The sequence below is a fragment of the Corynebacterium sp. J010B-136 genome, assembly GCF_002967075.1.
Classification (GTDB): Bacteria; Actinomycetota; Actinomycetes; order Mycobacteriales; family Mycobacteriaceae; genus Corynebacterium.
In genome coordinates this window covers 97,111-123,139 of the sequence record NZ_PUGE01000003.1, presented here as the reverse complement: position 1 = coordinate 123,139, position 26,029 = coordinate 97,111, and the positions used below count along the sequence as shown (strand labels likewise).

The following is a 26,029-nucleotide window of genomic DNA, read 5'->3' as shown; positions in this document are numbered from 1 at the left end:
TGCGGGGCGTGCTTTCGGTCCTTCGATAGGTTACTGCTCACCAAGCAGGGCGTCGACGAAACTTTCTACCTCAAATGGCGCCAAATGATCGGCGCCCTCGCCCAAGCCCACAAGCTTGACTGGCACGCCGAGCTCTTCTTGAACCTGGAAGACGATACCGCCCTTGGCCGTACCGTCCAGCTTCGTTAAGACGACACCTGTGATGTCTACTACTTCACGGAAAACGCGGGCCTGCATCAATCCGTTTTGGCCCACCGTGGCGTCGATGACAAGCAATACCTCATCGACTGAGGACTTCTTCTCTACTACACGCTTGACCTTGCCCAACTGATCCATCAAGTCATTGGAAGTGTGCAAACGGCCCGCGGTATCAACAAGGACTACATCTACTTGTTGTTCAACGCCGGTTGCGACAGCATCGAAAGCCACAGAAGCTGGGTCCGCACCTTCTTTTCCGCGCACAGTAGAAGCACCCACGCGGCGGCCCCAGGTCTCAAGCTGGTCGGCTGCTGCCGCACGGAAGGTATCAGCTGCGCCCAGAAGTACCGAGTGCCCCATGGAAACCAGAACACGCGCCAATTTACCGGTGGTTGTTGTCTTACCAGTGCCGTTCACACCCACAACCATGATGACCGCTGGCTTGCCCTCATGTGGCATCGCCTTAATTGAGCGATCCATTTCTGGGCGCCCGACCTCAATCAAAGTCTCACGCAGCATGGCGCGGGCTTCGGCTTCGCTAGAGACTCCGCGCTCAGCAATCTTGTCTCGTAAAGATTCCGAAACCTTCATGGTTACGGCCGTACCCAAATCGGCCATGATGAGGGTATCTTCGATTTCCTCCCAAGCATCTTCATCGAGGTCACCAGCGGACAAGATACCCATAAGGCCCTGGCCGATAGCGTTTTGGGAACGCGACAACCGTCCACGCAAACGACCCAAGCGACCGCCAGCTGGCTCAATCTCTTCTACCGGCTCGGTTGGCTCGGGAGTAGTTGCTGGCTCTTCAGGAACTGGAGTTTCTTCGAGTGCTGCCGCAGCCGAATCAGCCTGTGCTTCTGCTGCTTCAGCTGCCTGCTGAGCTTCTTCATGCTCGGTTACTTCTTCTTTAATATCTTCAGCTTCGAGGTCTTCGGCAACCTCGTCAAAGATTGGGGAATCCTCTTCTTCTACCGCTGGCGCGACGGTAGCAGGTTCAGCAGGCTCGGCGTCAGCTTCTGGCTCGACTGACTCAGTTGGCTCAGACTCAACTGGCTCTGCTGGTTTTACATCAGCGGGTTCTTCCTGTGCAGGTTCGTGCTGTGCAGGTTCTTCTGAAACAGCCGGTTCCTGAGCGGGCTGCTCCTGAGCGGGCTGCTCCTGAGCGGGCTGTTTCTCATCGGCAGCGGCTTCTTGTGGCTGCGGGATGGGTGGAACTACCGGCGGCACCGCAGAGTCCTGCGGTGGCTGAGGGGTCTCGCGCGCTGGGACGGGCTCAGCGGATTGCGCAGGCGCAAAGTTAAAGCCAGATTGCGCCTGGTAATTACCCGACTTTTGCTGTTGGGTTAGCTCTTTAGGCTCTTCCTCAGCCTTGTCGAAAGAAACTTTCTTATCCTCACCACGTTTTTTGCCCCACAAGATTAAAAGGACAATAAGGATAATGAGGACAACAACAGCAACGCCGATCCACAACATTAAGAATGATTCCATGCGCCCTATCTTAACGGCTAGCTGGCTCCATTGCGTGGGCTGGGTTCATCCGTTGGGAAATAACTCGCGTCACACCGTCGCCGCGCATGGTTACACCGTAGAGCACATTGGCGACATCCATCGTCGGTTTTTGGTGCGTAATGACGATGAGCTGGGAATCCTTGCGCAATTCTTCGAAAAGAGCGATGAGGCGACGCAGGTTGACATCGTCAAGCGCTGCTTCAACCTCATCCATGACATAAAACGGTGAGGGTCGTGCGCGGAAAATTGCCACGAGCATAGCCAACGCTGTTAAGGACTTCTCCCCGCCCGAAAGCAAGGACAAGCGCTTGACCTTCTTGCCCGGTGGACGAGCCTCCACTTCAATACCCGTGGTGAGCAAGGATTCGGGCTCAGTCAGGATGAGCCGTCCTTCGCCGCCAGGGAAAAGAGTGTTAAAGACCTTCGGGAATTCCGCTTCCACGTCCTGCCAAGCATCGCTAAAGAGCTGCAGAATCTGCGCGTCGACGTCCTCGATGACACCTTCCAAGTCGCGGCGGGCTTGGGTGACATCGTCAAGCTGCGTCGAGAGGAAGGAATAGCGCTCTTCCAAAGCCTTGAATTCTTCCAGAGCCAAGGGGTTGACCTTGCCCAAAGAGTTCAAATCCTTTTCGGCTTGCTTCAAACGCTTAGTCTCAGCAGCGCGATCGAAATCATCATCCGGGGTGTAATCGCGCAACAAATCCGCAATCGCGATGCCGAGTTGCTCAGAAATCTTGGACTCTGCCTCATCTAAGCGAACCTGGGCCTGCGAGCGAGCAATGTCGCTCGAATGGGCCTTGTTGGTGAGCTGCTCTAAGCGTTGGCGCGCACCTGTCACCGTTTGTTTCGCGGCATTGAGCTGGTTATTTATCGCCGTGCGCTGGGTTGCTAGTACGTCGCGCGATTCGGCGGCGCGGGTTAATGCATCCTGTGCCCTTTGACTCAATGGCTTTGCGTGGCTTGCCACTGTGCGCGCAAGCTCACCCAATGCGCGGCGGCGTGCCATGGTGCGGTCATGGCGCTGTTTGGCCTGGCGCTCTTGCTCAGCCAAGCGGCGCAAGCTATCGCCCCGCCCGGCGGCATGGCCTACCTTGTCTTGGGCAGAGCGCAGGCTCATCTGCGCTTCCATCTCCATGGTTTTGGCAGCGTCCAAGGCTTGGGATGCCATGTCGCGCTCGCTTGTCGATGCCTCCGTATCCGGCTCATCTTTATCCACCCGCGCTAGTCGATCGCGTGCTTCTTCCAGCTGCGTACGCAACTGCGCCAGCTTGATTTCCAGCTCCGTTGCGCGCCGTGCGAGCTTTTCATGGTCCTTCTCGCTAGTTTCTACCTGTGAGATAAGACGCTGGTGGTCGCGCTTCCACGCGGCTACCTGCAAATCGTGGTCCCGCAGCGCTGCTTTTGCACCCGCTGCGGTGACGCGCGCATCTTCGGCTGCCAGTTTTGCGCCTTCTAGCGTGCCTGAAAGCTCTTCCAAATCCTGGGTAGCTTTTTCTAGCTCCTGCTCCGCTGTTTTAATCTTGGAAGCTACCACTACCGTTGACTGTGCACCGGTGCCAGCAGAGATCCAACCTTCACCAACCATGACGCCCTCTCGAGTTACAGCGCGCAAGCGTGGATCTTCGGCGACGATCTGACGGGCAGCATCGACATCGTCTACTAACACCACATCCGCCAAGACGCGGGTGATGCCTTGGGAAATTTCAGGTACTGCAACCACGTGATCTAATAGCCACGCTGCCCCAGGTGGCAGGTTGGCGTCCATGCGCCACTGCGTTTGCGACCCAGAATTATCAAAGACAGTGGTGCGCGAAGCATCTTCTAAAGCCGCTAAAAGGTCTGGCCCTACTTTGCCGACATGCGATTCAGCGAACTCGCCCAAAGCGACCGCCAAAGCAACATCATAGGAGGTAGACACCAATTGGCCCAGCGGTTGCAAGTCAACGCCAATCTCCGTGGTGGGCGGGATGGTGCTGGTTAAGGTTTCAATTCGCGAATGCAAAGTATAGACCGCACGTTCAAATTCACGTTGTTGGTCTCGCAATTGCTCAAGACGTAAATCCGCCGCTTGAGATTCGCTCAAGGCACGAACATGCGCCTCATCGAGTGGAGCGCGCTCCCGATCGAAATCGGCGAGCTTCTTTTCCACTTCCGCTGCTTCTTCACGCGCGGCACGCAACTTCTTCGCTGCCTCATCAACGCCGTCTTGGCTATGACTGAGTGACTGCTCAGAGGTTTCGACTTGGCGGGATAATGCTTCTTCCTCGGCGATAAGTCGGACCACGCCCTCGCGTCGGTCAGCGATAGCGCGCAACTGAGCTGCATGTTCTTTATCCGCTGCGGTAAAAGCTTCACGACGCTCTGCTACTTCCTCGCGGATTGATTCTAAGGCTTCGGCTGCTTCTTCAGCTGCAAGAACTAATTCCGCGTGCTCTTCATCTGCGACTCGTGCGCGGGCTTCTAAATCATCTGGGTCTTGGCCCTGATACGCAGTGACAGCGCCAGCGTTATTAGCGCGTTCTTGTGCAATGCGCGAAGTCGCAGCAAGTCGCTCCACCAGCGTGGACAAATCAAACCACAGCGTTTGGGCAGCCTCAGCCTGGGGAACAATCTCCCCCAGCTGCTCTTCTAGCTCCATCTGCTGACCGGTAGCTTCTTCCAAAGCCTCGGTGGCAAGAGCTACCTGTTCTTCTAAAAGTTCTGCTTGGCGCTGTGCATCGGCAAATTCAGCACGAACGCGCACTACCCTATCGCCAGCTAGTTTCAAGCGAGCATCGCGCAGATCCGCCTGTACCGTGGCAGCGCGTTGTGCCGCCTGGGCTTGGCGCTCTAAAGGTTTAAGCTGCTTGCCTAGTTCTTCAGTCAAGTCTGAAAGGCGGTCAAGGTTAGCTTGCATGCCGGTGAGTTTGCGTTGGGCTTTTTCTTTGCGACGGCGGTGTTTTAACACACCGGCTGCTTCTTCAATGTAGCTGCGCCGGTCTTCGGGTCGGGATTCCAGGATTTCCGCGAGCTTTCCCTGCCCGACGATGATGTGCATCTCGCGGCCGATGCCTGAGTCTGACAGCAGCTCTTGAATATCCATCAGGCGCGCTTTGGCGCCATTGATTTCATATTCGCTTGCCCCATCTCGGAACATGCGGCGGGTAACAGATACTTCTGTGTAGTCAATGGGCAGTGCACCATCAGCATTATCGATGGTAAGAGTTACCTCAGCGCGGCCAAGAGCTTTGCGCTCACCGGCGCCGGCGAAGATGACATCTTGCATCTTGCCGCCACGCAAGGTCTTCGCGCTGCCCTCGCCCATTACCCAAGCAAGTGCATCAACCACATTGGATTTGCCGGAACCATTGGGGCCTACGACCGCACAGATTCCGGGTTCGAATTTTAAAGTCGTCGCGGACGCAAAAGATTTAAATCCTTTAAGCGTCAACGATTTCAAGTGCATTGTGATAATCCTACAGGCCGAAAGCCTAAAGCTTTCGACCCCGTGCCGGGCTTTTAGCGTTCAATGAATCCGGACTCGCCTTTTGGCGCAGCCCATTGTTCGACTACAACTTCTACATGACCTGGACGGTTGGTGCTAGATGGTTGCTCTTTGAGTAACTCCAGCAGCTTTTCGCAATCTTCCCGTGGGCCTTCGGCAACAACTTGCACGCGTCCGTCGGACTTATTTGTCGCATGTCCTGCAAGCCCCAGCTCTAATGCACGCGAGCGAGTCCACCAGCGAAATCCCACGCCTTGCACATTTCCTTTAACGAAGGCGGTCATGCGTTCCATAGAGTTGCTAATCCTTTGCTTTAAGGTCATCCAGACTACGACGGGTTACTGGGTCGGAGCCATCCCAGACTTCAATATTTTTAATCTCTGGCAGCATATCCCGGTGGAATACCGGATCAATTCCCTGGCGGCGTTGCTGGTTGAAGTTCTTCAAAAGCTTAATTGCCACGCCCGACAACGGAATAATCGCCGCGATGTTAAGAATAACCATCGTACCTGCACCGGTATCTGCCAGTGCGAAGACAAATGGCAAGGTGCCAACGGCACCGAACCAGATAAAGAAAATAACCACGGCGCGGAAGAGGAAGAGCCACGTCCGTGACTCGGTGAGGTATTCAACGTTGGCTTCTGCCAAGTAGTAGTTACCCAGAATCGAAGAGAATGCCAGGAAGAACAGGATGAAAGTCACCAGGTGAATACCCCAGTCACCAACCTGGTTCGACAGCGCCATCTGGGTCAGCGATACGCCTTCTGCTTCTCCGCCGTACTCCAAATCGGTGCCCAGCAAAATGATGAATGCGGTAATCGAGCAGACAACTAGGGTGTCGAAGTAAACGCCAAGGGTCTGCACCAGTCCCTGCTTAACAGGGTGAGACACCGTTGCGGTTGCAGCAGCGTTTGGAGCTGAGCCTTCACCTGCCTCATTGGAGAACAAACCACGCTGAATACCTTGCATCATGGCCGCGCCCAAACCAGCACCAGCAATCTGTTGGAAGCCCAAGGCATGGGAGACGATGTCATAGATAACGCCTGGGACTGCATCGATATTAGTGATGACCACGTACAGACCGATGATCAAGTACGCGATGGCCATGAAAGGAACAATGATCTGGGTCATGTTCGCAATACGCTGAACACCACCGAAGATGATGAAGCCAGAGACGACCGCGATAATGACACCGACGATCGCGCGGAAAGTAAAGGAGTCATTACCAAAAGAAGTTGCCAAAGACTCAGCGATCGCGTTGGTCTGGAAGGCCTGGTAGACAAAACCAAAGGTAAAGGCAATCGCGATGGAGAAGACAATCGCCAGTGGAGTCCAGCCTAAGCCCTTTTTCATGTAGTACGCCGGGCCACCGCGATAGTTGTCACCATCGCGAACTTTCCACAGCTGTGCCAAGGTGGACTCAATAAATGAGGTTGCGCCACCCAGAATGGCAATCATCCACATCCAAAAGACTGCACCTGGGCCACCAACGGAAATCGCTACAGCCACACCAGCAACGTTGCCGGTACCCACGCGTGAGGCCGCGGAGATGGTAAACGCTTTGAAGGCAGAAATTCCGCCATACTCTTCATCTGCGTCAGCGCCGGTGCCCTTTGGGCGTTCGACGACAGACTTGAACATGGAAGGAATCATGCGCAGCTGAACCAGTGCGGTGCGGAATCCAAAGAAGATGCCTGCGCCTACCAAAAGCCACGGCACCACGAATGTCCAGAGGCCGTCGTTAAACGTGCCCACAATATTCTCGAGGAAGGTCATAGGAATATTAAAGGGGATAAACAATACTTGGAGCAACCTGAATCACACTGAGGTGAAGGCATAAACGGAATATTTTCCACAGTTTTATCCCAGTGAGTGTGTCCGTTTAGCTCCGAATCTCGGAAACTTCTCCCAGTTTTCCACCCTTGAGAATGCGGACTCTTTCTTCCCATGCTGGGCTCGCGTTAATTCATCTTTGAAGTATTCCTAGCTCAAGCAAGAACATAGTTAGATTGGCTAAACAGATGGATGTTTTCAACAATACTGCGCGAACAAAGTGCATTTCCCGCACGTCAAATGAAGCATGCGGCTAATTTCTTCCCAGGACCATGAAAAGAGATGAGCTTAGAAACTATCTTTGCTCTTCTCTCCCCTTGTCACCAGAACCAGCGCGATACCGCTATATATCTGCACCTGGATTGATCGCGCGGCAATCGCGAAATTAGCCGGTCGAAAAATCTTCACGCCAGTGTCGAGGGACTAATAGCCTGGAGTAAATACTGCGATTGTGTTTTATGCCACTTTGACTGCACTAGCGTTGGCACTGCGGGCAGAAATGAGACGAGCGCGCATTAAGAACCACGCGATTCAATGCTGTGCCGCACCGATCGCAGGGTTCATCGGCACGCCCATAGGCATGCAAAGAACGGGAGAAGTAGCCAGATTCACCGTTGACGTTGACATAAAGCGCATCAAAACTGGTACCACCCTGCGCTAGGGCTTCTGTCATTACTTTCGCTGCAGCTTCATAAATCGCGATAGCTTCGCGTTGCAGTAGCTTATTAGCTTTGCGCAGTGGCGATACTTTCGCGCGCCAGAGCGCTTCATCGGCATAAATATTGCCAATTCCAGAAGCTATTGTTTGATCCAACAGCGCGGTTTTTACGTGTGTCCTCTTAGTCCGAAGTTTGCGGGCGGCAGCCACGATGTCAAAAGCCGGGCTGAGCGGGTCCTGGCCGATGTGGTCAATTTTGGCTAAAGGAGCTACTAACCAGTAGCCAAATGTGCGTTGGTCAATGAAGCTTAAATCAACGCCATCGCTTAAATGCGCACGAATACGCACGTGCTTGGAATCGGTATGCCCAATGCGGAGCTGACCCGACATTCCAAGATGCACAAAGAGCACATCATCTTCACGGTCGGTGTTGCCGTCTAATTGACACCACAGATACTTGCCACGACGTTCAATGCCGCTGACAAGGCGGTTGCGCAGTATCGCATCTAAAGGGGCATCTTGTCCCCTATTCGCGCGCGGGTGCAGCACGTCGACGGAATCAAAAGTGTGTCCGACGATGTGCGGTTCAAGACCCCGGCGAACGACTTCTACCTCAGGTAACTCAGGCATAAAATTTACTCCGCATTTTTACTTCAGCTTTTTACTTCACGCGGATAATAAGAGTGGCCTTTTCAGCAGCCTGTTGTTCGGCCTGCTTTTTATTAGGACCAACGCCTTCACCCAGCAATTGCCCATCAACATGAACTTGGGCAGTAAATACCTGGTTGTGTTCTGGACCAGTCGAGGTTGCAGAATACTCTGGCGTGGGCAGTTTCCGTTCCGCGCACAGCTCCTGCAGGCTAGTCTTCCAGTCCATGTGGTTGCGGGTTGATACGGCTGCGTCGACCTTTTCCGCAAATAGCGCCAAGATAACTCGGCGTGCGGTCTCGAAACCATGCTGCAGATAGATGGCGCCGAAAAGTGCCTCGGTGGTATCTGCCAGGATGGAATCTTTATCGCGACCGTTGGAGTTGGCTTCGCCTTTACCCAACAAGATGAAAGCACCCAAGCCCATCTCGCGTGCAATATCGGCGAGCCCAAAGCGCGACACGATTGAGGCGCGCATCTTAGAAATATCCGATTCAGGGCGCGTCGGGTATTTCTCATACAAGCGCGCAGCAATCGACAGACCTAACACCGCGTCACCCAAAAACTCCAGGCGCTCGTTATTAGGAAGATGCCCATGCTCGTTGGCAAAAGACCGGTGGGTTAACGCCAAACGCAAGAAAGATTCATCAAGTTCTACATCCAAGCTCGCCAGCAGCGGCGCGGTATCAATCGCCGCGAAAGCTTCTTCTAGTGCCTGCTCGCCGCTGATTTTCTTCTTCCGGCTCACAAGAACTTCTCCAGCCCAGACCAACGTGGATCTACGTGCTCTTCTTCCTCGCCTGAAGTTCCCACCTCAACACCCTCAGGAGTTGTGATATCGCAGCCATTTTCGCACGTCGGCGCAAAAGGAAGAACCATGCCTGCTTCATCAATGACTGTTTGCAGCAAATCGATTTCCTCACCGACTACAGCTGGAACGTCTTCGCCTTCTTCAGCAGGATCGCCGCTGATGAAATCCTCACTAATTGCAAAGACCTGGCTGACCTTGAGATCCAACGGACGCTGCAAAGGCTGCAAGCAACGCGCACATTCGCCCTCTAAAGTGCCGGTGATGCGGGCGTCAACCATAAGACCTTCACCTAATGGAGTGAAATCTGCCTCCACGGTGATTTCGCTGCCCTTGGGGATGGCAATCATTTCTAAGCCAATGCGCTCTGGTGCCGGGCCGGTTTGTTCGCGTTGTTCAAACGTATTGGCACGCAAAAGTTGTGCCACATTGAATTTCAGTGGTGAGTTCATAACATCCTTAAGCCTACCCTGGATTCTGTACTTCACCTGTCTAGGAGGTCACAATGCCCTATGTACAGGCAAAATGAGGGTTTTGAGCTTTATTTTTGCGCAACTTTAGTCCTAGTATGGCTAAACATGAATGGTCTTGATTCAAGTGTGGCGCCGCTGATTTATGGGTCGCTGCTGCCTGCGGCAATCCTGATCATCGTCAGTTTTGTGTGTGAGCAGATCTCTCGGCGCAAATTCCGCCAGGCCATTAACAACTATGGCATCACTCGCAAGGGTGTCATGCGCAGGTCGGTCATCGCAGGGGTGTGCATATTCGTGCTCATGCTCTTTCCCTTGCCTTATGACATCGCGATAATGATTATCGCTTTGGCCTTTTCCTTATCTGCAGCGGCAATCACGTTTTATGCACGCAACACGGCAGGAGCTGTAGTTTTAAGTGTCGCGGTCATTGGAGGCATCATCAGCGCGGGAACAGCGCTGATGACATTGATTGACGGATCACTCAATCCACTCCAACAGTTGGGCACGGTTCTTGCCACCTGGCCGATCCTTGCCGGCCCAGGCTTGGTGGCTGCCGTGATTTCAGCAGCGCTTAGCGCATCTGCGAAATCAACGTCTTACTAGTCTCGCTCGTAGGAAGAATATCCACCGCGAGTAGAGCGGTTTCCGGAAGCTCCTGCACCACGACGAAGTGCTGCACGGTCTGAATTGATGGTGCGCAGAATACCCGTCAGTGATTCTTCAAATTCACCCAGCTTGGAATCTACAAATTCATCGCACTCAGAGCGCAGTCGGCTGGACTCTGCGTGAGCGGTATCGACAATGCGATTAGCTTCCTCATTGGCGCGGCGTACTACTTCCGATTCAGAGACCAAGCGCTCTTGCTCAGCGTGCCCTTCTGATACTGCGCGCTCATAAGATTCATTGCCCTTAGCAACGGTGCGTTCAGCCTCGGCGCGAGCACTTTCAACGATGCTTGCAGCCTGATCTTGCGCCTGTCCGATAGCGGTAGTTGCGCGGTGATTGGCGTCATCAATCATCGCCTGCGAATCGGCTTCGGCGCGACCGATAGTGTCATCGGCCTGAGCCTCAGCATCCGCAATGGTCTGAGAAGCGCGTTCTTCTGCGCTGCGGATAATTTCGTCTTGGTTATCTAAAACGTCTTGTGCGTCATCCAACTCCACAGGAATGGCATTACGCATTTCATCAAGTAGCGCCAACATTTCATTTCGCGGCACCATGCAATTGGAGGTCATGGGAACACCCATGGCCTGCTCGAGGTGATTGACCAGCTGATCCATGCTTTCAAATACGCGGTACATGGGAGCCAAGTATATATAAAGTTAAACTTCAGGTTCATCTCCCACGCCAAAACCCACCGGAAGAAGCATGGGGCGCTTCCTTCGGTGGGTTGAGGAGGGTTTATGCAGGACTGAGCCTAGATAACACCTTGTGCCAACATCGCGTCGGCGACCTTCTTGAAGCCTGCAATATTTGCACCAGCGACGTAATCGCCTTCACGGTCGTACTCTGCAGCGGTAGTCGACACGTTGACGAAGATGCGGGTCATGATCTGCTTCAGGCGCTCATCGGTGTACGCAAAGGACCAGGAATCACGGGATGCATTTTGCTGCATTTCCAGTGCGGAGGTAGCAACGCCACCTGCGTTGGCTGCCTTACCTGGTGCGAATGCGATGCCTGCCTCGCGGAATACGTGAACTGCATCCGGAGTACATGGCATATTGGCGCCTTCGGCAACATAGCGTACGCCGTTGTTCTTCAGCAGCTGTGCCGATTCGCCATCCAGTTCATTTTGGGTTGCACAAGGAAGTGCGACATCTGCTTCAACTTCCCAGATATTGCCGCCTTCGACGAATTTCACGCCAGCTTCCTGCGCATAGGAGTTAATGCGCTCGCGACGGTTTTCCTTGATGTCCTTCAGGAGGTCAACATCGACACCTTCTGGGGTCAAGATGTAGCCAGAAGAGTCAGACATAGCAACGACAGTTGCACCGTGCTCTTGCGCCTTTGCCGCAGCGTAGATAGCAACGTTGCCGGAGCCAGAGACGATAACCTTCGCACCGCTTAAGGCTTCACCGTGGGTGCGCATCATCTCTGCGGTTAGATAAACAGTGCCGTAGCCGGTTGCCTCGGTACGAACCAACGAGCCGCCCCAAGTCAAGCCCTTACCGGTGAGCACACCAGACTCGTGCTGGTTAGCAAGGCGACGGTACTGACCGAAAAGGAAACCAATTTCACGGCCTCCGACTCCGATATCGCCGGCAGGAACGTCGCGGTACTCACCGATGTGGCGGTGCAGCTCGGTCATGAAAGACTGGCAAAAGCGCATGATTTCCAGCTCGGACTTACCCTTTGGGTCAAAGTCGGAGCCGCCCTTGCCGCCGCCAATTGGCAGGCCGGTCAGGGAGTTTTTGAAGATTTGCTCGAAGCCTAGGAACTTAATGATGCCAAGGTTTACCGATGGGTGGAAGCGCAAGCCACCCTTGTATGGGCCCAAAGCCGAGTTGAACTGTACGCGGAAGCCACGGTTGACCTGAACTTGGCCATTATCATCAATCCATGGAACGCGGAAGATCAGCTGACGCTCTGGTTCACACAGGCGCTCTACCAGTCCGTAGTCAGCGTAGTGCGGGTTCTTGCCCAAAACGATCTTCAGCGAGTCCAAGACTTCTGAGACTGCTTGGTGGAATTCTGGTTCTCCAGCATTGCGCTTGAGAAGCTTGTCATAGTACTCAGAAATCTTGTTATCCACGTTCATAATGGACCCTTCCTTACACGTTAAAGGCAGTGCTTCTTTATTAAGATGCTCTTTCTACAGGCAACTGACAACAGGTTTATATCGGTTGATAGAAACTAATTTACCTATTGGATGACCAATATCGCAAGCAGCAAAGGTAAGTGGGCATATTTGGACATGCAAACCAACAGTTATAATCAGGGGCATGCTCATTGTCATCGCCCCTGACTCATTCAAGTCCACCGCCACGGCTGCGGAGGTCGCACGCGGCATTGCCCAAGGCGTAGCGGAGATTTTTCCTCAGGCTACGGTTAAACAAATTCCTATGGCCGATGGCGGAGAAGGAACCGCAGAAGTCATTGCGCAGACTTTAGCTGCGGCTCAATCTGGGCCCGGGGTGGAAAAAATCGAACTTCCCACCACTGATGCTCGCGGAAGGCTCACCACGGCACACTATTTCTTGCACGGCGATACCGCCTATATTGATGTCGCAGCAGCATCAGGTCTGCCGGCGGTTGAAGATGACTTGGACGTCCGTCACGCAGATACCTACGGCACTGGGGTTTTGATCGCGGATGCTGAAACCCGCGGCGCAAAACATATCGTGTTAGGTCTTGGCGGCTCAGCCACCGTCGATGGCGGTATGGGAATCATCACTGCTTTAGGCGGTGCCCCGCTTGATGAGCGCGGGCTGCCTTTGCCGAAAGGTGGCGCGCCGCTAGTAGTACTCGATGCGATTGACACCGCGCAGCTTAATATCAAGGCCGCGGCCTTAAAATACACCCTGTTGGCAGATACCACGTGCCCACCGCTTCACGCAGCGAGCATGTATGGCCAACAAAAAGGCGCTTCGGCGGAGGATATCCCACTGCTTACCGGCGCCTTGATGAAATTGTGTGAGGTCACGGGCATCGACGTCGAGCGCGAAGGTTTTGGTGCCGCAGGATCCATTCCGGTCGGGCTGACTTGGCTGTCGTCCCTGCTTTATGGCTCCGAGAGCAATATTTCACTGGAGCTCGGCGCGCACCACGTGGCAGATGTGCTCGGTCTTCGCAGTTTGCTTGCCGATGCCAAGGCGTCCAACCAGCCAGCTCTCATCATTACTGGCGAGGGCGCTTTTGATGAGCAGTCGTTGACCGGTAAGGTCGTGGGCACCATCGCGGAAATCGCGGAGGATGCTGATGCCACTTTGGCGATTGTGGCCGGCCGGATGGATTCTCCGGAACCTAAAGGTGCGCTGTCCGCGCAGCTTTCGCAGCAGGGCACGATGCACGAGCAGCTCAAAGAAGCTGGCCGTGCAATCGCCGAAAAGTTCTCCGCTTCCCTCACTTAGCGGTGAACGCTTTAGCGGCTCACCGCTAGCGGCTAACCGCCAACGCCCACGGGAAGATGGCAGGCAATTCATGTGCCTTTTCATCTTCCAGCAATACCCAGTCCTTCGGCAGTACAGCGTGAGGGGTGAGCAAGCGGCCAAGCACCATGCCAAGCTCATTCAGGGAGCCTTTAACGCCTTCAAGCTTGATGAGGTAGCGGTAGACGCCTGCGTCTTCGAGGTCATGGCCATCGTGTTCATCGCGGTAGGTTTGGCGCAGTTGTTCTTCCATACCCTCAGGCAGACGTGGGGTATCGTTAATATTTACCTCTGCGGAGTCGATGCGCTGTGCTGTTACCAGGCGCTTTAGAGCTTCTTCAAACACTTCACCGACCTGCTTCGACTGAGCATGTGGGACTAAAACATCAAACTGAATACGTGACATAAAAGTAAGCGTACCCTAAGCAAAAAGATCGATCATGCCTCACCCGAATAATATTTCTGAAATCTTGAAATCACACACTGCGGACCTGAAATGGCAGCGTGAATTTTATGAGGATCTACACCAGCATCCTGAGCTTTCGCACCACGAAGAACGGACCGCAGCACAGATTGAGCAAAAGCTGCGCGAGTTTGATTGTGAGCTGATCACCGGCATCGGTGGCTTTGGCATGGCAGCAATTTTCCGCAGTGACGCCGAAGGGCCGACGGTGTTGATGCGCGCTGATTTTGATGCTTTGCCTATCACCGAAGAAACCGGCGTGGATTTCGCTTCCACCAATGGCAATATGCATGCCTGCGGTCACGATATGCACGCTACAGCCCTACTTGGTGCATGTGCCGTTATTGATTCGCTGCGCGGACAATGGTCTGGCACTTTCATCGCGCTTTTCCAACCAGCAGAAGAAACTTCCGATGGGGCAAAGCGCATGATTGCCGATGGACTCATCGACAAGCTGCCCCGCCCTGATGTGTGCCTTGCACAACACGTCATGCCAGGTCCGGCTGGCCAGGTGCAAGCTACCCCAGGACCGATTCTGGCGGGCTGTGATTCCATCCGCATCCGTATCGCGGGACGCTCCGCGCATGCCTCAATGCCGGATAAATCCATTGACCCTACTTTGATTGCCGCGATGATTGTCGTGCGCCTGCAAGCGATTGTCGGCCGCGAGGTGCCTCCAGGGGAATTCTTCGTCATCTCTGTCGGCGAGCTACATTCCGGCGATAAAAATAACATCATCCCAGATTCAGCTGAGCTCGTGCTCAATACCCGATACTACGACCCTGCCTTGGCAGAGCGCGTGTACGAAGCTTTGCATCGCGTGGTGGAGGCAGAGTGTGCGGCATCGGCAAGCCCGGCGAAACCGACCTTTGAATACTTCGCGCACGGTGAGGTCACCGATAATGACCCAGCCACTGCGCTTGCCGTCCGTGAGGTATTCGACGGCGTCTTTGGCGACAAGGTAGTCGATGCCACCCCAGCAACCGCTTCCGAGGATTTCTGCTACCTGCCACAGGCCTGGGGCGTGCCGTATTACTTCTGGTTAGTTGGTTCTACTCCCGAAGAGCTTTTGGATAGCCCACCGGTTAACCACCAGTCCAACTTCATCCCGGACTATGATCCAACCGTGGAAGCATCGACTACTGCCGGTGCTGCCGCGGTGCTGACCTTTTTGGCGAAGAGCTAAGCTCTAAAACGATTCAGATGTAATTGTCCAGCAATAAGTGCGCTGAGCAATTAGACTTCAAGGAGTTATCTCTTAAGAAGCCTCACTTTAAGGACAACTCATCTCATGAAAAGTTCTCACTTTGCGCAGTCTGCACCGGGGCATATTCGCGCTGCAGCCGGTGTCTCCCCTGTCTCTGCCACCAACCGCAAGGCATGGTCCGGGCTGTCTTCTGCGGTGATGGAAAAAATTGCAGACGATTGGGAAAAGACCAAAAAGGCCTATGCTCAGGGTCGTCAGCAGCACTATTTTTCTGCCGAATTCTTGCAAGGTCGTGCGCTTTTGAATAACCTCACCAACCTTGAATTGGTGGATGAGGCCAAGGCGGTCATGGAAGATACCGGCCACGAACTTGTCGATGTCCTTGAGGCCGAACCCGATGCTGCCCTCGGCAATGGTGGTTTGGGGCGTTTGGCGGCGTGCTTTCTCGACTCGGCGGTAACCTCCGACTACCCCGTCACCGGCTATGGCCTGTTGTACCGCTACGGGCTTTTCCGTCAGTCTTTTGAGCAGGGTTTCCAAAAGGAAGAGCCGGATGCGTGGATGGAAAATGGCTATGATTTCATCGTCCGCCGCGCATCTGAGCAGTGGCGCGTGCATTTCGATGACATGGATGTCCGCGCTATCCCCTATGACATGCCGATTACGGGCTACGACACCAAAAACGTAGGCACCTTGCGTTTATGGAAAGCCGAGCCCATCGCTGAGTTCGACTATGACGCTTTTAATTCCCAGCGCTTTACCGAAGCGATTGTCGAGCGCGAAAAAGTCATGGATATCTGCCGCGTGCTCTATCCCAATGACACCACCTATGAAGGCAAAGTACTGCGCGTGCGCCAGCAGTACTTCTTTGTCTCCGCCTCGCTGCAGGAGATGATTTCCAAGTTCATTAGCCACCACGGGGATGACTTAACGCAGTTTGCGAAGTTCAATTCCATCCAGCTCAATGACACCCACCCAGTACTCGCTATCCCTGAGCTATTGCGCATTTTACTCGATGAGCACGGCATGGGTTGGGACGAGGCATGGGAAGTTGTGACCCAGACTTTTGCTTATACCAACCACACCACGTTGGCTGAAGCACTAGAGACCTGGGAAGTATCTATCTTCCAGAAACTGTTTTGGCGTATCTGGGAGCTGATTGCCGAAATCGATCGTCGCTTCCGTGAAGATATGGCTGGACGTGGCCTTGACCAGGGACGCATTGAGTACATGGCGCCGGTGTCCAATGGGCATGTGCACATGGCGTGGATTGCGTCCTATGCGGCATATTCCATCAATGGTGTTGCTGCTTTGCACACGGATATCATCAAGGCGGAGACCCTGCGCGAGTGGCATGAACTGTGGCCGGAGAAATTCAACAATAAGACCAACGGCGTAACCCCAAGGCGTTGGCTGAAGATGTGCAACCCTGGCCTTTCGGATTTGCTTACCCGCTTGAGCGGCTCTGACACGTGGGTGACCGACCTCGGCGACCTGCAAAAACTACGTACCTACGCCAATGATGATGCGGTCATGGCTGAGTTGAGGGAGATCAAACGCGCCAACAAGGTCGAGTTTGCCACCTGGGTAAGCCAGCACCAAGGCGCAGAAGTAGACCCCGATACCATCTTCGATGTGCAAATCAAGCGTCTGCATGAGTACAAGCGCCAGCTGATGAATGCTCTGTACATTCTGGATCTCTACTTCCGCATCACCCAGGACGGCGAAGAAGTGCCACCACGTACTTTCATCTTCGGTGCCAAAGCTGCGCCAGGATATGTGGATGCGAAGGCAATTATCAAGCTGATTAATACCATCGCTGAGCTCGTCAACAACGACGAGCGCACCCGCGATGTCATCCGCGTGGTCTTCGTAGAAAACTACAATGTCTCCCCCGCCGAAAAGATCATCCCAGCCGCCGATATTTCTGAGCAGATCTCGACTGCCGGTAAAGAAGCTTCCGGTACTTCCAACATGAAGTTCATGATGAATGGTGCATTGACCTTGGGCACTTTGGATGGCGCGAATGTCGAAATCGTTGAGGCTGTGGGCGATGAGAATGCGTATATCTTTGGCGCGAAGAATGAAGAGCTACCCGGTCTGCGAGAGAACTACAACCCGGGCGAGCTTTATAACTCAGTGCCAGGGCTTGCTCGCGTGCTCGATGCGCTTGTTGACGGCACCTTAGGCTCCGAAAACGCCGGCCTCTTCGGTGATATCCGCTCCGGTCTGCTGGATGGCTATGGGATTCACGCCCAAGATACCTACTATGTGCTCGGTGATTTCACTGATTACCGCACCACCCGCGATGCCATGGCCCAGGACTACGTCGATGATGAGCTAGCGTGGGCGCGCAAGTGCTGGATCAATATCTGCGAGTCTGGCCGCTTCTCCGCGGACCGCACGATTGCGGACTATGCCGAGCATGTATGGAAGATCGTCCCGACTCCCATTTCCTCGCCTGCAGATTCTTCGACCGCTGAGCCTGATAAAGCGGCCGGCGAAGCTCCTGCTGCGCGCTCGTTGGAGAAGAAAAAGCGCCGGTTTTTCGGTTAAAATAGTTTAGTTCCGAATTACTCACGCGGTGGGTTTTCCACCGCTACAGTAATGTCCATGACCGATTGGATTAATACCTGCTTTATTCGGGGTGGCACCAGCAAGGGGCTATTCTTTAACGCAGCCGACCTACCAGCTGATGAAGCGGAAAGGGACGCTGCGTTATGTCTTTTCATGGGCTCCCCGGACCCGCATGGACGCCAGCTCAACGGCATGGGCGGCGGGATCTCCTCGCTATCTAAGGTCATGTTGGTTGAAGCCAGCGCGCATGAAGGTATTGATGTGGATTACACCTTCGGCCAAGTCGAAGTCGGTACCGCGCACATTGATTATTCGGGCAATTGCGGCAACCTGTCCTCAGGTGTTGTGCCTTTTGCGCTGGAAGCCGGCATCATTGACTCCGACGATGGCACTCAAGAATTTACTCTGTTTAATACCAACACGTCCAAGACAGTAAAAGTGGGCTTGGAGGTCAAAGATGGTCGCGCGGCAATCTCCGGTGATGTGGAACTGCCCGGGGTTGCTGGCACCGGATCTGCCATTACCTTGACCTATCCGCATCCTGCTGGCAGCCGTACCGCAGGGCTTTTGCCCACTGGTTCTCCTACTACCGTCTTCGATCACGATGGCGCGGCAATTACCGTGTCCTTGGTGGATTCCACCTTGCCCGTTGTCATTGTGCGCGCGGACGATGTCGGACTAACTGGTACAGAGCTTCCTTCAGCCATCGACGCGAATAAGCCCTTGATGTCATTGCTCGAACGATTGCGACAAGCAGGCGCACAAGCCATGGGCTTTTCCACATGCCCTGAGGTGGTGCCCAAGATTGCGCTTGTTGCGCGGCCGCAAAATTCGACCATCTTGGATGGCTCGCAATTAGATGCCGAGTCTGTCGACATCATGGTGCGCATGATTTCCATGGGCAAAGCTCACCTCGCGGTTCCAGGCACGGGAGCGATGTGTCTTGCTGCAGCCGCTGCAGTACCTGGCACGGTGGTTTCCGAGATTACGGGCCAGCGCACCCATACCCGCCTGGGCACGCCTTCCGGTGCGGTTATCGCTGCGGCGAACTACGACAACGGCGAGCTGACATCAACCTCCCTGATTCGCACCGCACGCATACTTATGCGCGGCCAGGTTCCGCTAGAAACTTCCCCCACGCAACACTAAAGCCGCTAACTCACAGTGAGCTAGCGGCTTTAAACGAGGCGATGATTAGCTAACGTCTTCGCCAAGTTCGTGCGCATGAATCATGTTGGTATTTCCAGCAATACCAGCTGGGGTACCAGCTACAACGACAACCAGGTCGCCTTCTTCGTAGTCTTCCATTTCCAGCAGTGCCTTATCCATCGCCAACATCATGGCGTCGGTGGATTCCACATCCTTGGTCAAGAAGGTCTGCGCACCCCAAGTCAGCGCGAGCTGGGAACGCACGGCTTCATGTGGAGTAAAGACCAACAGCGGCAAGTGCGAGTGCAAACGAGCCACGCGCTTAGCTGTATCACCAGAGGTGGTGAAAGCTACGATTGCCTTGGCATTCAGACGCTCAGCAATATCACGCGCCGAGTAGGAAATTACGCCACGCTTGGTGCGTGGAACATGCGACAGCGGTGGCACGCGGCCATCGGTCTCTGCACGCTGCACGATGCGCGCCATGGTGCGCACCACGTTGTGCGGGTCAACGCCCACAGAAGTCTCACCAGAGAGCATGACGGCATCTGCGCCATCGAGTACCGCGTTCGCGACATCCGATGCCTCCGCGCGAGTTGGGCGGGAGTTTTCAATCATGGAATCCAGCATCTGGGTTGCCACGATGACGGGCTTCGCATTCTCGCGAGCAATCTGCACGGCACGCTTTTGTACCAGTGGAACCTGCTCCAGTGGGACCTCAACGCCTAGGTCACCACGAGCAACCATGACGGCGTCGAAGGCCAAGATGATGGATTCAAGCGCGTCAACCGCTTCAGGCTTTTCCAGCTTCGCGATGACCGGCACACGGCGGCCTTCTTCATCCATGATGGCGTGAACCAGGTCAATATCAGCAGGAGAACGCACGAAAGACAAAGCGATAAAGTCTACGCCCAGCTTCAAAGCAAAGCGCAGGTCCGCGATATCCTTCTCACTCAACGCTGGCACGGAAATATCCATGCCTGGCAAAGATACGCCCTTGTTGTTAGAAACTGGTCCGCCTTCGGTCACGCGGCAGACAACATCGTTGCCGTCGACCTCGATGCACTCAATGGCTACCTTGCCGTCATCGATAAGCAGGCGATCGCCCGGCTTGGCATCCTTCGCGAGATTCTTATAGGTCGTGGAGACACGATCGTGGGTGCCTTCGACATCCTCGACGGTAATGCGCACGATTTCATCGTTATCCCACTGTTCCGCGCCATTAACAAAGCGTCCCAGACGGATCTTCGGGCCTTGCAAGTCCGCCAGGATACCCACTGCACGGCCGGTAGCGTCGGTTGCAGAACGTACCCAGTGGTAGTTCTGTTCATGATCGGAGTGGTCGCCGTGGGAGAAGTTAAGACGGGCAACATTCATGCCGTCTTGAACAAGACGTAAAATGGCGTCCTCGCTGGCGACAGCGGGGCCCAGAGTACAGACAATTTTTGTTCTTCTATCCAGCATATGAGTGCCTTACCTCTTTATCTCTAGCGGTATTCAACGTGTCCCAACTTACCCGTGTTTTACAGCTGCTGCTACTGCTTTCGCCACCAACAAGGCAAAAAGAATCAAACAGAAACAAAAGTACCCGGTAGGACTCATTTACTGTTTTGGATATGGATGCGGGTTTTCACTAGCGCTCGAGCTCTCCAGCCCCTCTGCGGCGGTTTCTTTTTCTGCTGCGAGCTTGGCGTGGTATTTCGGATCGACTTCCTCCGGTGTTTCCTGTCCTTTCTTGAGGCTCAGGAAGACAATGACGGCGATGATAAAGACGATGACGGAGACAATCGCGTTGATGCGGAATCCAAAGATCATGGTCGCTTCATCGGCGCGCATATTTTCAATGAAGAATCGGCCCAGCGTGTAGCCTGCGACATACAGCGCGAAGACGCGGCCGTGGCCGAGCTTCCAGGCTTTGTGTGCCCACAGCAAAAAGAGGCAGACTAAAACATTCCAGATCAGCTCGTAGAGAAATGTTGGGTGCACAGACGCGATAACCTCACCGGTTGAGACACCTGATACCGGCGCATTGCGTCCAGCTTCGTCCACGCGGTAGTAGATATCCAGCGCCCACGGAACGGTAGTCTCTGCGCCGTAGAGTTCCTGGTTAAACCAGTTACCCAGTCGGCCAATCCCCTGTGCGAGCACCAAGCCCGGTGCCACGGCATCAGCGAAGGGACCTAGCGGGATGCCCTTGACTTTAAACATCACCCACACAGCGATGGTTCCGAGTGCCACCGCACCCCAGATGCCCAGTCCACCGTTGGTAATTTTTAACGCATCCACGGGGTTACAGTCAGCGCAGAAATACTTATCGTAATCAGTGGCGACGTGGTAGATTCGCCCGCCAATAATGCCGGCGGGGATGATGACGATGGCGGCATCCCACACCGTGTCGGAGTTGCCGCCCATCGCGGTATAGCGACGCTGCGTTAACCACAGCGCAACTAAAATACCGACGATAATGCACAGGGCATAAGCGCGAATGGGAAGCGGTCCAAGGTGCCACACGCCTTGCGGCGGGGAGGGAATATTAGCCAAAATCATCGTTTGCACATGCTTCAGTGTGCCACAAACGAATAGACCTTTGGCACTAGACCTTGCGCGATGGGCACGCTGGGTGCTGGCCTGTAGCGACCAAGCTGCGCGCCATAGCCGATGGGCTTTGCGCTGTCATTACTGATTCCCCGACCATGATGGCATCCGCCCCAAAGGATGCGTACTTTAATAATTCTTTCGAAGTCTGAACCCCACCCACGGCAATGCGGATGACGCTTTCTGGCAACCCCGGCACGATATCCGCAAAAGATTCTCGATGCAGCTCATCCGATGTCACCGACCACGCATTCACACCTACTACCGTTCCCCCGGCTTGAATGGCGCGGTCAACTTCTTGTGGGTCGCGCACTTCTAACAGTGCGACCATCCCTAAAGATTCTGTGCGATCTAGGAGAGATTCCAAGCGGGCTTGTTCTAAGACAGCGACCTGCAAGGTGACAACATCTGCGCCATAACATCGTGCCTCATGGATTTGATACGGGTCCACGATGACATCGCGGCAGACCATGGGCACGGTTGTGGCTTCGCGCGCTGCTGCCATATCTTCTAAAGAGCCGTGGAACCGGCGCCTTTCGGTCTGACATGCCATCAGGTGCACCCCGACTTCTTCAAGCTTGGTGGCAAGGCTTGCCATCGCCTGCGGCGATTCAAGGTTAGCGATTGGTCCTTTGAAAGGCACTGCGCGTTTTAATTCGGTAATTACTGAGCAGCCAGTACGCAATAGCGCGGCGCGTGCATCACGCGGTGGAGCCATGCTGCGCGAGCGGGCTTTAACATCTTGGAAGGACACCACTGCCTCGCGAGCTGCGACATCATCAAGAGCTGCGCGCAAAATATTTTCCACAGCAATCGGGGCTGGCACTGGCACACCTCCCGTTTCCGAAGTCAAGATAAATGAAGTCTAAATCACATCTAGGTTATCGGTTGAAGCTATGGAAAATGAAATCGTCCACTATTTCTGGTGGGGCAAATCCGTGGGATCGATATCTGCATCGAGAGCATCCCACATCACGCGCCCAGAATCCGGGGAATTGCGCAGGTCTTCGGCCAAAGCCTCTTCACGCGCGGCCGAAGTCTCATACTTGTGGGAACGGGGTTTGTCTACCCCCGGCTGCATCGCCAAAAGCACACCACCGAATACTGCGGCAGCGCCAGCCGCTACCGCGCAGATGGGACCAAGCTGGGCAACATCGACAGAAACCACCTGCGCCCAGGAGGAAATGGTGACATTGTCCACGGCATTTTGATTAGCTTCACTTGCTTGCAGCAAGTTCTGCGCGCGCTGTGGATCAGCACCGCGGGTAAGCAATTGCAGCGGCCCCCACGCCACCGCGGCGCCGGCTAGGGCGGCAATGATGCCGACGATGCGGCGACCAATTCGGCGCAAAGCAAGACCCGCAAGCACGCCTGCCAAAAGCAGCAGTGTTAGGCCCATGAGCTCTAAGGACCAGAAGCTGCCGATCAAAGGCAAAGTCTGCGCGCCTGAAAGTTCATCTTCTACGTGCGCTGTAACCCAGGTAGCGCGGGAAGACAGCCACAAGACAATCGCGGCTATGGCAAAAAGTAGGGGGCCAATACGCCTGCCCATAAAAAGATCACTTCTCCTTAAGAAGGATTCTTAGGTTGTGGGGAAAGCAAATCATCTGCATCAAAGCAGGTCCGATCACCCGTATGGCAGGCACCACCGGACTGACGGACCGTCAGCAAAATGGTGTCGCCATCACAATCTAGTCGTGCACCGATTACCTCTTGTACATTGCCAGAGGTCTCCCCTTTCACCCAATATTCATTGCGTGAACGAGAAAAATACGTGCCCTTGCGGGTAAGCAAAGAATGCGCCAGCGCGTGGTCATCCATCCACGCCATCATCAGCACTTCGCCGGTCTCTGCCTGCACAATTGCAGGAACCAAACCTTGTTCGTTGCGCTTTAAACGCGCTGCAATATCCGGCGCCAGGTCATAGTCTGCTGGCCCAGCCGTGTTATTTGTCACTAGCGCACCTCATATCCGGCATGTGAAAGCTTTTGCTTTACTTCGGCAATCGTCACTTCCTGGAAGTGGAAAATAGAAGCTGCCAGCACAGCTTGTGCACCGGCTTCGACAGCTGGTGGAAAATCGGCGGCTTTGCCTGCACCACCGGAAGCAATGACAGGAACCGTGACTACTTCGCGCACGGCCTTGAGCATCTCAATGTCAAAGCCGTTTCGTGTGCCATCGCCGTCCATGGAGTTCAGCAAAATCTCACCCACTCCCAGCTCTTCGCCGCGACGTGCCCATTCCAAAGCATCTAAACCTGCGGACTTGGTGCCACCGTGCGTGGTGACTTCATAACCAGATGGCTGTTCGGAAGAACGGCGCGCGTCAACAGATAACACGATGCATTGCGAGCCGAAGATATCAGCCAGCTCGCGCAAAAGCTCTGGACGTGCAATCGCAGAGGTATTAACGGAGACCTTGTCGGCACCGGCACGCAGCAACTCGCGAACATCGTCAGCTGAGCGCACTCCACCACCGACGGTTAGCGGGATAAAGACCTGGTCGGCGGTACGGCGCACCACATCCAACATGGTTCCGCGTCCGTGCTTGGAAGCAGAGACATCCAAGAAGGTCAGTTCATCTGCGCCGAGTTCGTTATAGCGTTGCGCAAGTTCGACTGGATCCCCAGCATCGCGCAGGTTTTCAAAGTTCACGCCTTTAACAACACGGCCCTGATCAACATCGAGGCACGGAATAACGCGAATTGCCACAGCCATGGCAAGCTCCTTTTAAAATAAGTTCTGTTCTAAATCTATACCTGGCGGGTTCCCACGCCAGTACGCTTGATGGAATCAAGGATGGTGGCATGGACCTGTTCCGTGCCGACCACTAGGCCATGCGAAAAGGCCGTCCAGGGGTTGCCTTCAGGATCAGTGGCAACTCCGCCGACTGCCTGGATAAACAGTGCGCCCGCGGCGTTATCCCACGGGTGCGGAGAAAAGTTCACCGCGCCGTCAAAAACACCTTGCGCAACGAATGCTGAATCCAAACACACCGAGCCGGTCATGCGTGGGCGCAAGCCGACGCTGCGGAGGTCATCGAAAAGCGGCGTGGGCAGATGCGAAGAACACCCAATGTGCCCGCGGGAATCTTCAAAAGGCAGGGCATCTTCCCCACCGCCAAAGCCGGACTCCAAGCCACCTAGGGTGCGCAGCTCCATTCCCTCAGCGGCGACCAGACGCCTCTTGATCAGCGGGAAATTAGCAATCGCCACAATAGGTCGCGCCTCATGCACCAAAGAAACCACCGTGCCGCACAAAGGATTGCCCGCGGCATAGTTCGCAGTGCCATCAACTGGATCCACAACCCACGCGGTCTGATTTAAGTCAGCCTCACCGCCGCCTTCTTCGCCATAGACTGGAATGCCGGTGAGCTGGGTGAGCGAACTGCGCAGATGGGCTTCGATAGCCAAATCTACTTCGGTGGCAAAATCACCCTCGCCTTTAAACCTAGCGGGTGGGGCGCCTAAGCCATCGATGAAAAATTGTTCGACATCATCAACCACGGCTTCAGCAATGGCAACCAGCTCTAGCGGTGAGGTCATTCGCGAGACTCCAGCAAATCAATGGGGGTTTCTTCCGGTAATGGCTCTACCTTAGTCACTGCGTCAAGCGCTGTCGCGAGATCGAAGCGGCCTTCATATAAAGCTTTGCCAATGATCGCCGAGTCGATGCCTTCATTTTCATAGCGCGCCAGCTCCACAACATCATCCAAGGTCGAAATGCCACCGGAGGCGACAATCTTGGCATCAGTGGCCATGGCAACATCACGCAAAAGCTCGACATTTGGCCCCGTTAGGGTGCCATCTTTAGAGACATCGGTGACGACAAAGCGGCTGCATCCTGCTGCGTCGAGGCGCTCAAGTACTTCCCACAGGTCGCCACCATCAGAGACCCAGCCATTGCCGCGGGTACGCCACTGGCCATCGATATTGCGAACGGCGATATCCACAGCAATCTTCTCGCCGTATTCTGCCAACACGCCCGCGATCCACTCAGGGTTTTCTAGGGCCGCCGTACCAATATTGACCCGCTGCACGCCGGTATCCAATGCACGCTCTAACGATGCATCATCACGGATACCGCCGGTGAGCTCTACCTTGATGTCCAGGTTAGAAATAACCTCTGCCATCAGCTCATGGTTGGAGCCGCGGTTAAACGCCGCATCCAAGTCCACAAAGTGCAGCCACTGTGCACCTTGCTCCTGCCATTTCAGCGCCGATTCCAATGGGGTGCCATAAGACTTTTCGGTTCCGGCCTCTCCTTGGTCCAAGCGGACGGCCTGGCCGTCAACAACATCTACTGCGGGCAATAAAGTAAAGGTCATGGTGCTATATCCT

General features: G+C 54.6%; 23 protein-coding genes. 5 read left to right on the top strand and 18 right to left on the bottom strand.

The window, feature by feature from the left end; all coding sequences use genetic code 11:
- Nucleotides 1–30: 30 nt before the first annotated feature.
- The 7 genes from ftsY to C5Y44_RS06270 all read right to left on the bottom strand — a co-directional run bounded on the left by ftsY (nt 31) and on the right by C5Y44_RS06270 (nt 9,590).
- The gene (ftsY, locus tag C5Y44_RS06300) at nt 31–1,686 is read right to left on the bottom strand and encodes a signal recognition particle-docking protein FtsY (RefSeq protein ID WP_105324172.1); all 1,656 of its coding nucleotides are present in this window, start codon (nt 1,684–1,686) and stop codon (nt 31–33) included.
- Between the two features lie 10 nt (nt 1,687–1,696).
- On the bottom strand, nt 1,697–5,152 hold the full coding sequence (gene smc, locus C5Y44_RS06295) for a chromosome segregation protein SMC (protein WP_105324171.1): 3,456 nt from the start codon (nt 5,150–5,152) through the stop codon (nt 1,697–1,699).
- A gap of 53 nt (nt 5,153–5,205) precedes the next feature.
- Nucleotides 5,206–5,484 (bottom strand): acylphosphatase, encoded by a 279-nt coding sequence (locus C5Y44_RS06290; protein ID WP_066793263.1) that lies wholly within the window; start codon nt 5,482–5,484, stop codon nt 5,206–5,208.
- A gap of 7 nt (nt 5,485–5,491) precedes the next feature.
- Nucleotides 5,492–6,967: a sodium:alanine symporter family protein gene (locus tag C5Y44_RS06285; RefSeq protein ID WP_105324170.1), complete on the bottom strand. Its 1,476-nt coding sequence runs from the start codon at nt 6,965–6,967 to the stop codon at nt 5,492–5,494.
- 532 nt (nt 6,968–7,499) lie between these two features.
- A complete protein-coding gene (mutM, locus tag C5Y44_RS06280; protein ID WP_105324169.1) occupies nt 7,500–8,312 on the bottom strand; it encodes a bifunctional DNA-formamidopyrimidine glycosylase/DNA-(apurinic or apyrimidinic site) lyase in 813 nt (270 codons plus the stop codon).
- Between the two features lie 31 nt (nt 8,313–8,343).
- Nucleotides 8,344–9,078, bottom strand: coding sequence for a ribonuclease III (rnc, locus tag C5Y44_RS06275; RefSeq protein ID WP_066840876.1), 735 nt, complete (start codon nt 9,076–9,078; stop codon nt 8,344–8,346).
- Nucleotides 9,075–9,590, bottom strand: a complete 516-nt coding sequence (locus tag C5Y44_RS06270; RefSeq protein ID WP_066793254.1) for a DUF177 domain-containing protein — start codon at nt 9,588–9,590, stop codon at nt 9,075–9,077. Before C5Y44_RS06270 ends, rnc begins: the two co-directional genes overlap by 4 nt.
- A 126-nt stretch (nt 9,591–9,716) precedes the next feature.
- Here C5Y44_RS06270 and C5Y44_RS06265 point away from each other — a divergent pair, with 126 nt between their 5' ends.
- Nucleotides 9,717–10,214 (top strand): transporter, encoded by a 498-nt coding sequence (locus tag C5Y44_RS06265; RefSeq protein WP_105324348.1) that lies wholly within the window; start codon nt 9,717–9,719, stop codon nt 10,212–10,214.
- On the opposite strand, the gene C5Y44_RS06260 is transcribed toward C5Y44_RS06265, so the two are convergent.
- Both C5Y44_RS06260 and gdhA read right to left on the bottom strand, forming a co-directional pair.
- Nucleotides 10,211–10,912, bottom strand: a complete 702-nt coding sequence (locus C5Y44_RS06260; RefSeq protein WP_066793250.1) for a DivIVA domain-containing protein — start codon at nt 10,910–10,912, stop codon at nt 10,211–10,213. The genes C5Y44_RS06265 and C5Y44_RS06260 overlap by 4 nt on opposite strands.
- Nucleotides 10,913–11,028: 116 nt before the next feature.
- Complete coding sequence (gdhA, locus tag C5Y44_RS06255) at nt 11,029–12,369, bottom strand: NADP-specific glutamate dehydrogenase (RefSeq protein WP_066793248.1); 1,341 nt, start codon at nt 12,367–12,369, stop codon at nt 11,029–11,031.
- Nucleotides 12,370–12,553: 184 nt separating this feature from the next.
- On the opposite strand from gdhA, the gene C5Y44_RS06250 reads away from it, so the two are divergent.
- Nucleotides 12,554–13,681: a glycerate kinase gene (locus C5Y44_RS06250; RefSeq protein WP_105324168.1), complete on the top strand. Its 1,128-nt coding sequence runs from the start codon at nt 12,554–12,556 to the stop codon at nt 13,679–13,681.
- A 25-nt stretch (nt 13,682–13,706) separates the two neighbouring features.
- On the opposite strand, the gene C5Y44_RS06245 is transcribed toward C5Y44_RS06250, so the two are convergent.
- On the bottom strand, nt 13,707–14,105 hold the full coding sequence (locus C5Y44_RS06245) for a hypothetical protein (RefSeq protein ID WP_066840865.1): 399 nt from the start codon (nt 14,103–14,105) through the stop codon (nt 13,707–13,709).
- Between the two features lie 34 nt (nt 14,106–14,139).
- Between C5Y44_RS06245 and C5Y44_RS06240 the strand changes: the two genes are divergently transcribed.
- From C5Y44_RS06240 to C5Y44_RS06230, 3 genes are all read left to right on the top strand, one after another.
- Nucleotides 14,140–15,348 carry an amidohydrolase gene (locus tag C5Y44_RS06240; protein WP_105324167.1) on the top strand — a complete coding sequence of 403 codons (1,209 nt, stop codon included), beginning with the start codon at nt 14,140–14,142 and terminating at the stop codon, nt 15,346–15,348.
- 105 nt (nt 15,349–15,453) lie between these two features.
- Nucleotides 15,454–17,925, top strand: coding sequence for a glycogen/starch/alpha-glucan phosphorylase (locus tag C5Y44_RS06235; protein WP_105324166.1), 2,472 nt, complete (start codon nt 15,454–15,456; stop codon nt 17,923–17,925).
- 57 nt (nt 17,926–17,982) lie between these two features.
- Complete coding sequence (locus C5Y44_RS06230; protein ID WP_105324165.1) at nt 17,983–19,095, top strand: PrpF domain-containing protein; 1,113 nt, start codon at nt 17,983–17,985, stop codon at nt 19,093–19,095.
- A gap of 45 nt (nt 19,096–19,140) precedes the next feature.
- On the opposite strand, the gene pyk is transcribed toward C5Y44_RS06230, so the two are convergent.
- The 8 genes from pyk to priA all read right to left on the bottom strand — a co-directional run bounded on the left by pyk (nt 19,141) and on the right by priA (nt 26,016).
- Nucleotides 19,141–20,559, bottom strand: a complete 1,419-nt coding sequence (gene pyk, locus C5Y44_RS06225) for a pyruvate kinase (protein WP_066793238.1) — start codon at nt 20,557–20,559, stop codon at nt 19,141–19,143.
- A 138-nt stretch (nt 20,560–20,697) separates the two neighbouring features.
- Complete coding sequence (gene lgt, locus C5Y44_RS06220) at nt 20,698–21,651, bottom strand: prolipoprotein diacylglyceryl transferase (RefSeq protein WP_105324164.1); 954 nt, start codon at nt 21,649–21,651, stop codon at nt 20,698–20,700.
- Nucleotides 21,652–21,688: 37 nt separating this feature from the next.
- A complete protein-coding gene (locus C5Y44_RS06215; protein ID WP_105324347.1) occupies nt 21,689–22,516 on the bottom strand; it encodes an indole-3-glycerol-phosphate synthase in 828 nt (275 codons plus the stop codon).
- 90 nt (nt 22,517–22,606) lie between these two features.
- The gene (locus C5Y44_RS06210) at nt 22,607–23,242 is read right to left on the bottom strand and encodes a TIGR02234 family membrane protein (RefSeq protein ID WP_105324163.1); all 636 of its coding nucleotides are present in this window, start codon (nt 23,240–23,242) and stop codon (nt 22,607–22,609) included.
- 17 nt (nt 23,243–23,259) lie between these two features.
- The gene (gene hisI, locus C5Y44_RS06205) at nt 23,260–23,646 is read right to left on the bottom strand and encodes a phosphoribosyl-AMP cyclohydrolase (protein WP_105324162.1); all 387 of its coding nucleotides are present in this window, start codon (nt 23,644–23,646) and stop codon (nt 23,260–23,262) included.
- The gene (gene hisF / locus C5Y44_RS06200) at nt 23,646–24,407 is read right to left on the bottom strand and encodes an imidazole glycerol phosphate synthase subunit HisF (protein WP_105324161.1); all 762 of its coding nucleotides are present in this window, start codon (nt 24,405–24,407) and stop codon (nt 23,646–23,648) included. Before hisF ends, hisI begins: the two co-directional genes overlap by 1 nt.
- A gap of 35 nt (nt 24,408–24,442) precedes the next feature.
- Nucleotides 24,443–25,234 (bottom strand): inositol monophosphatase, encoded by a 792-nt coding sequence (locus tag C5Y44_RS06195; RefSeq protein ID WP_105324160.1) that lies wholly within the window; start codon nt 25,232–25,234, stop codon nt 24,443–24,445.
- A complete protein-coding gene (gene priA, locus C5Y44_RS06190) occupies nt 25,231–26,016 on the bottom strand; it encodes a bifunctional 1-(5-phosphoribosyl)-5-((5-phosphoribosylamino)methylideneamino)imidazole-4-carboxamide isomerase/phosphoribosylanthranilate isomerase PriA (protein WP_105324159.1) in 786 nt (261 codons plus the stop codon). The genes C5Y44_RS06195 and priA overlap by 4 nt, the downstream gene beginning before the upstream one ends.
- Nucleotides 26,017–26,029 lie beyond the last annotated feature (13 nt).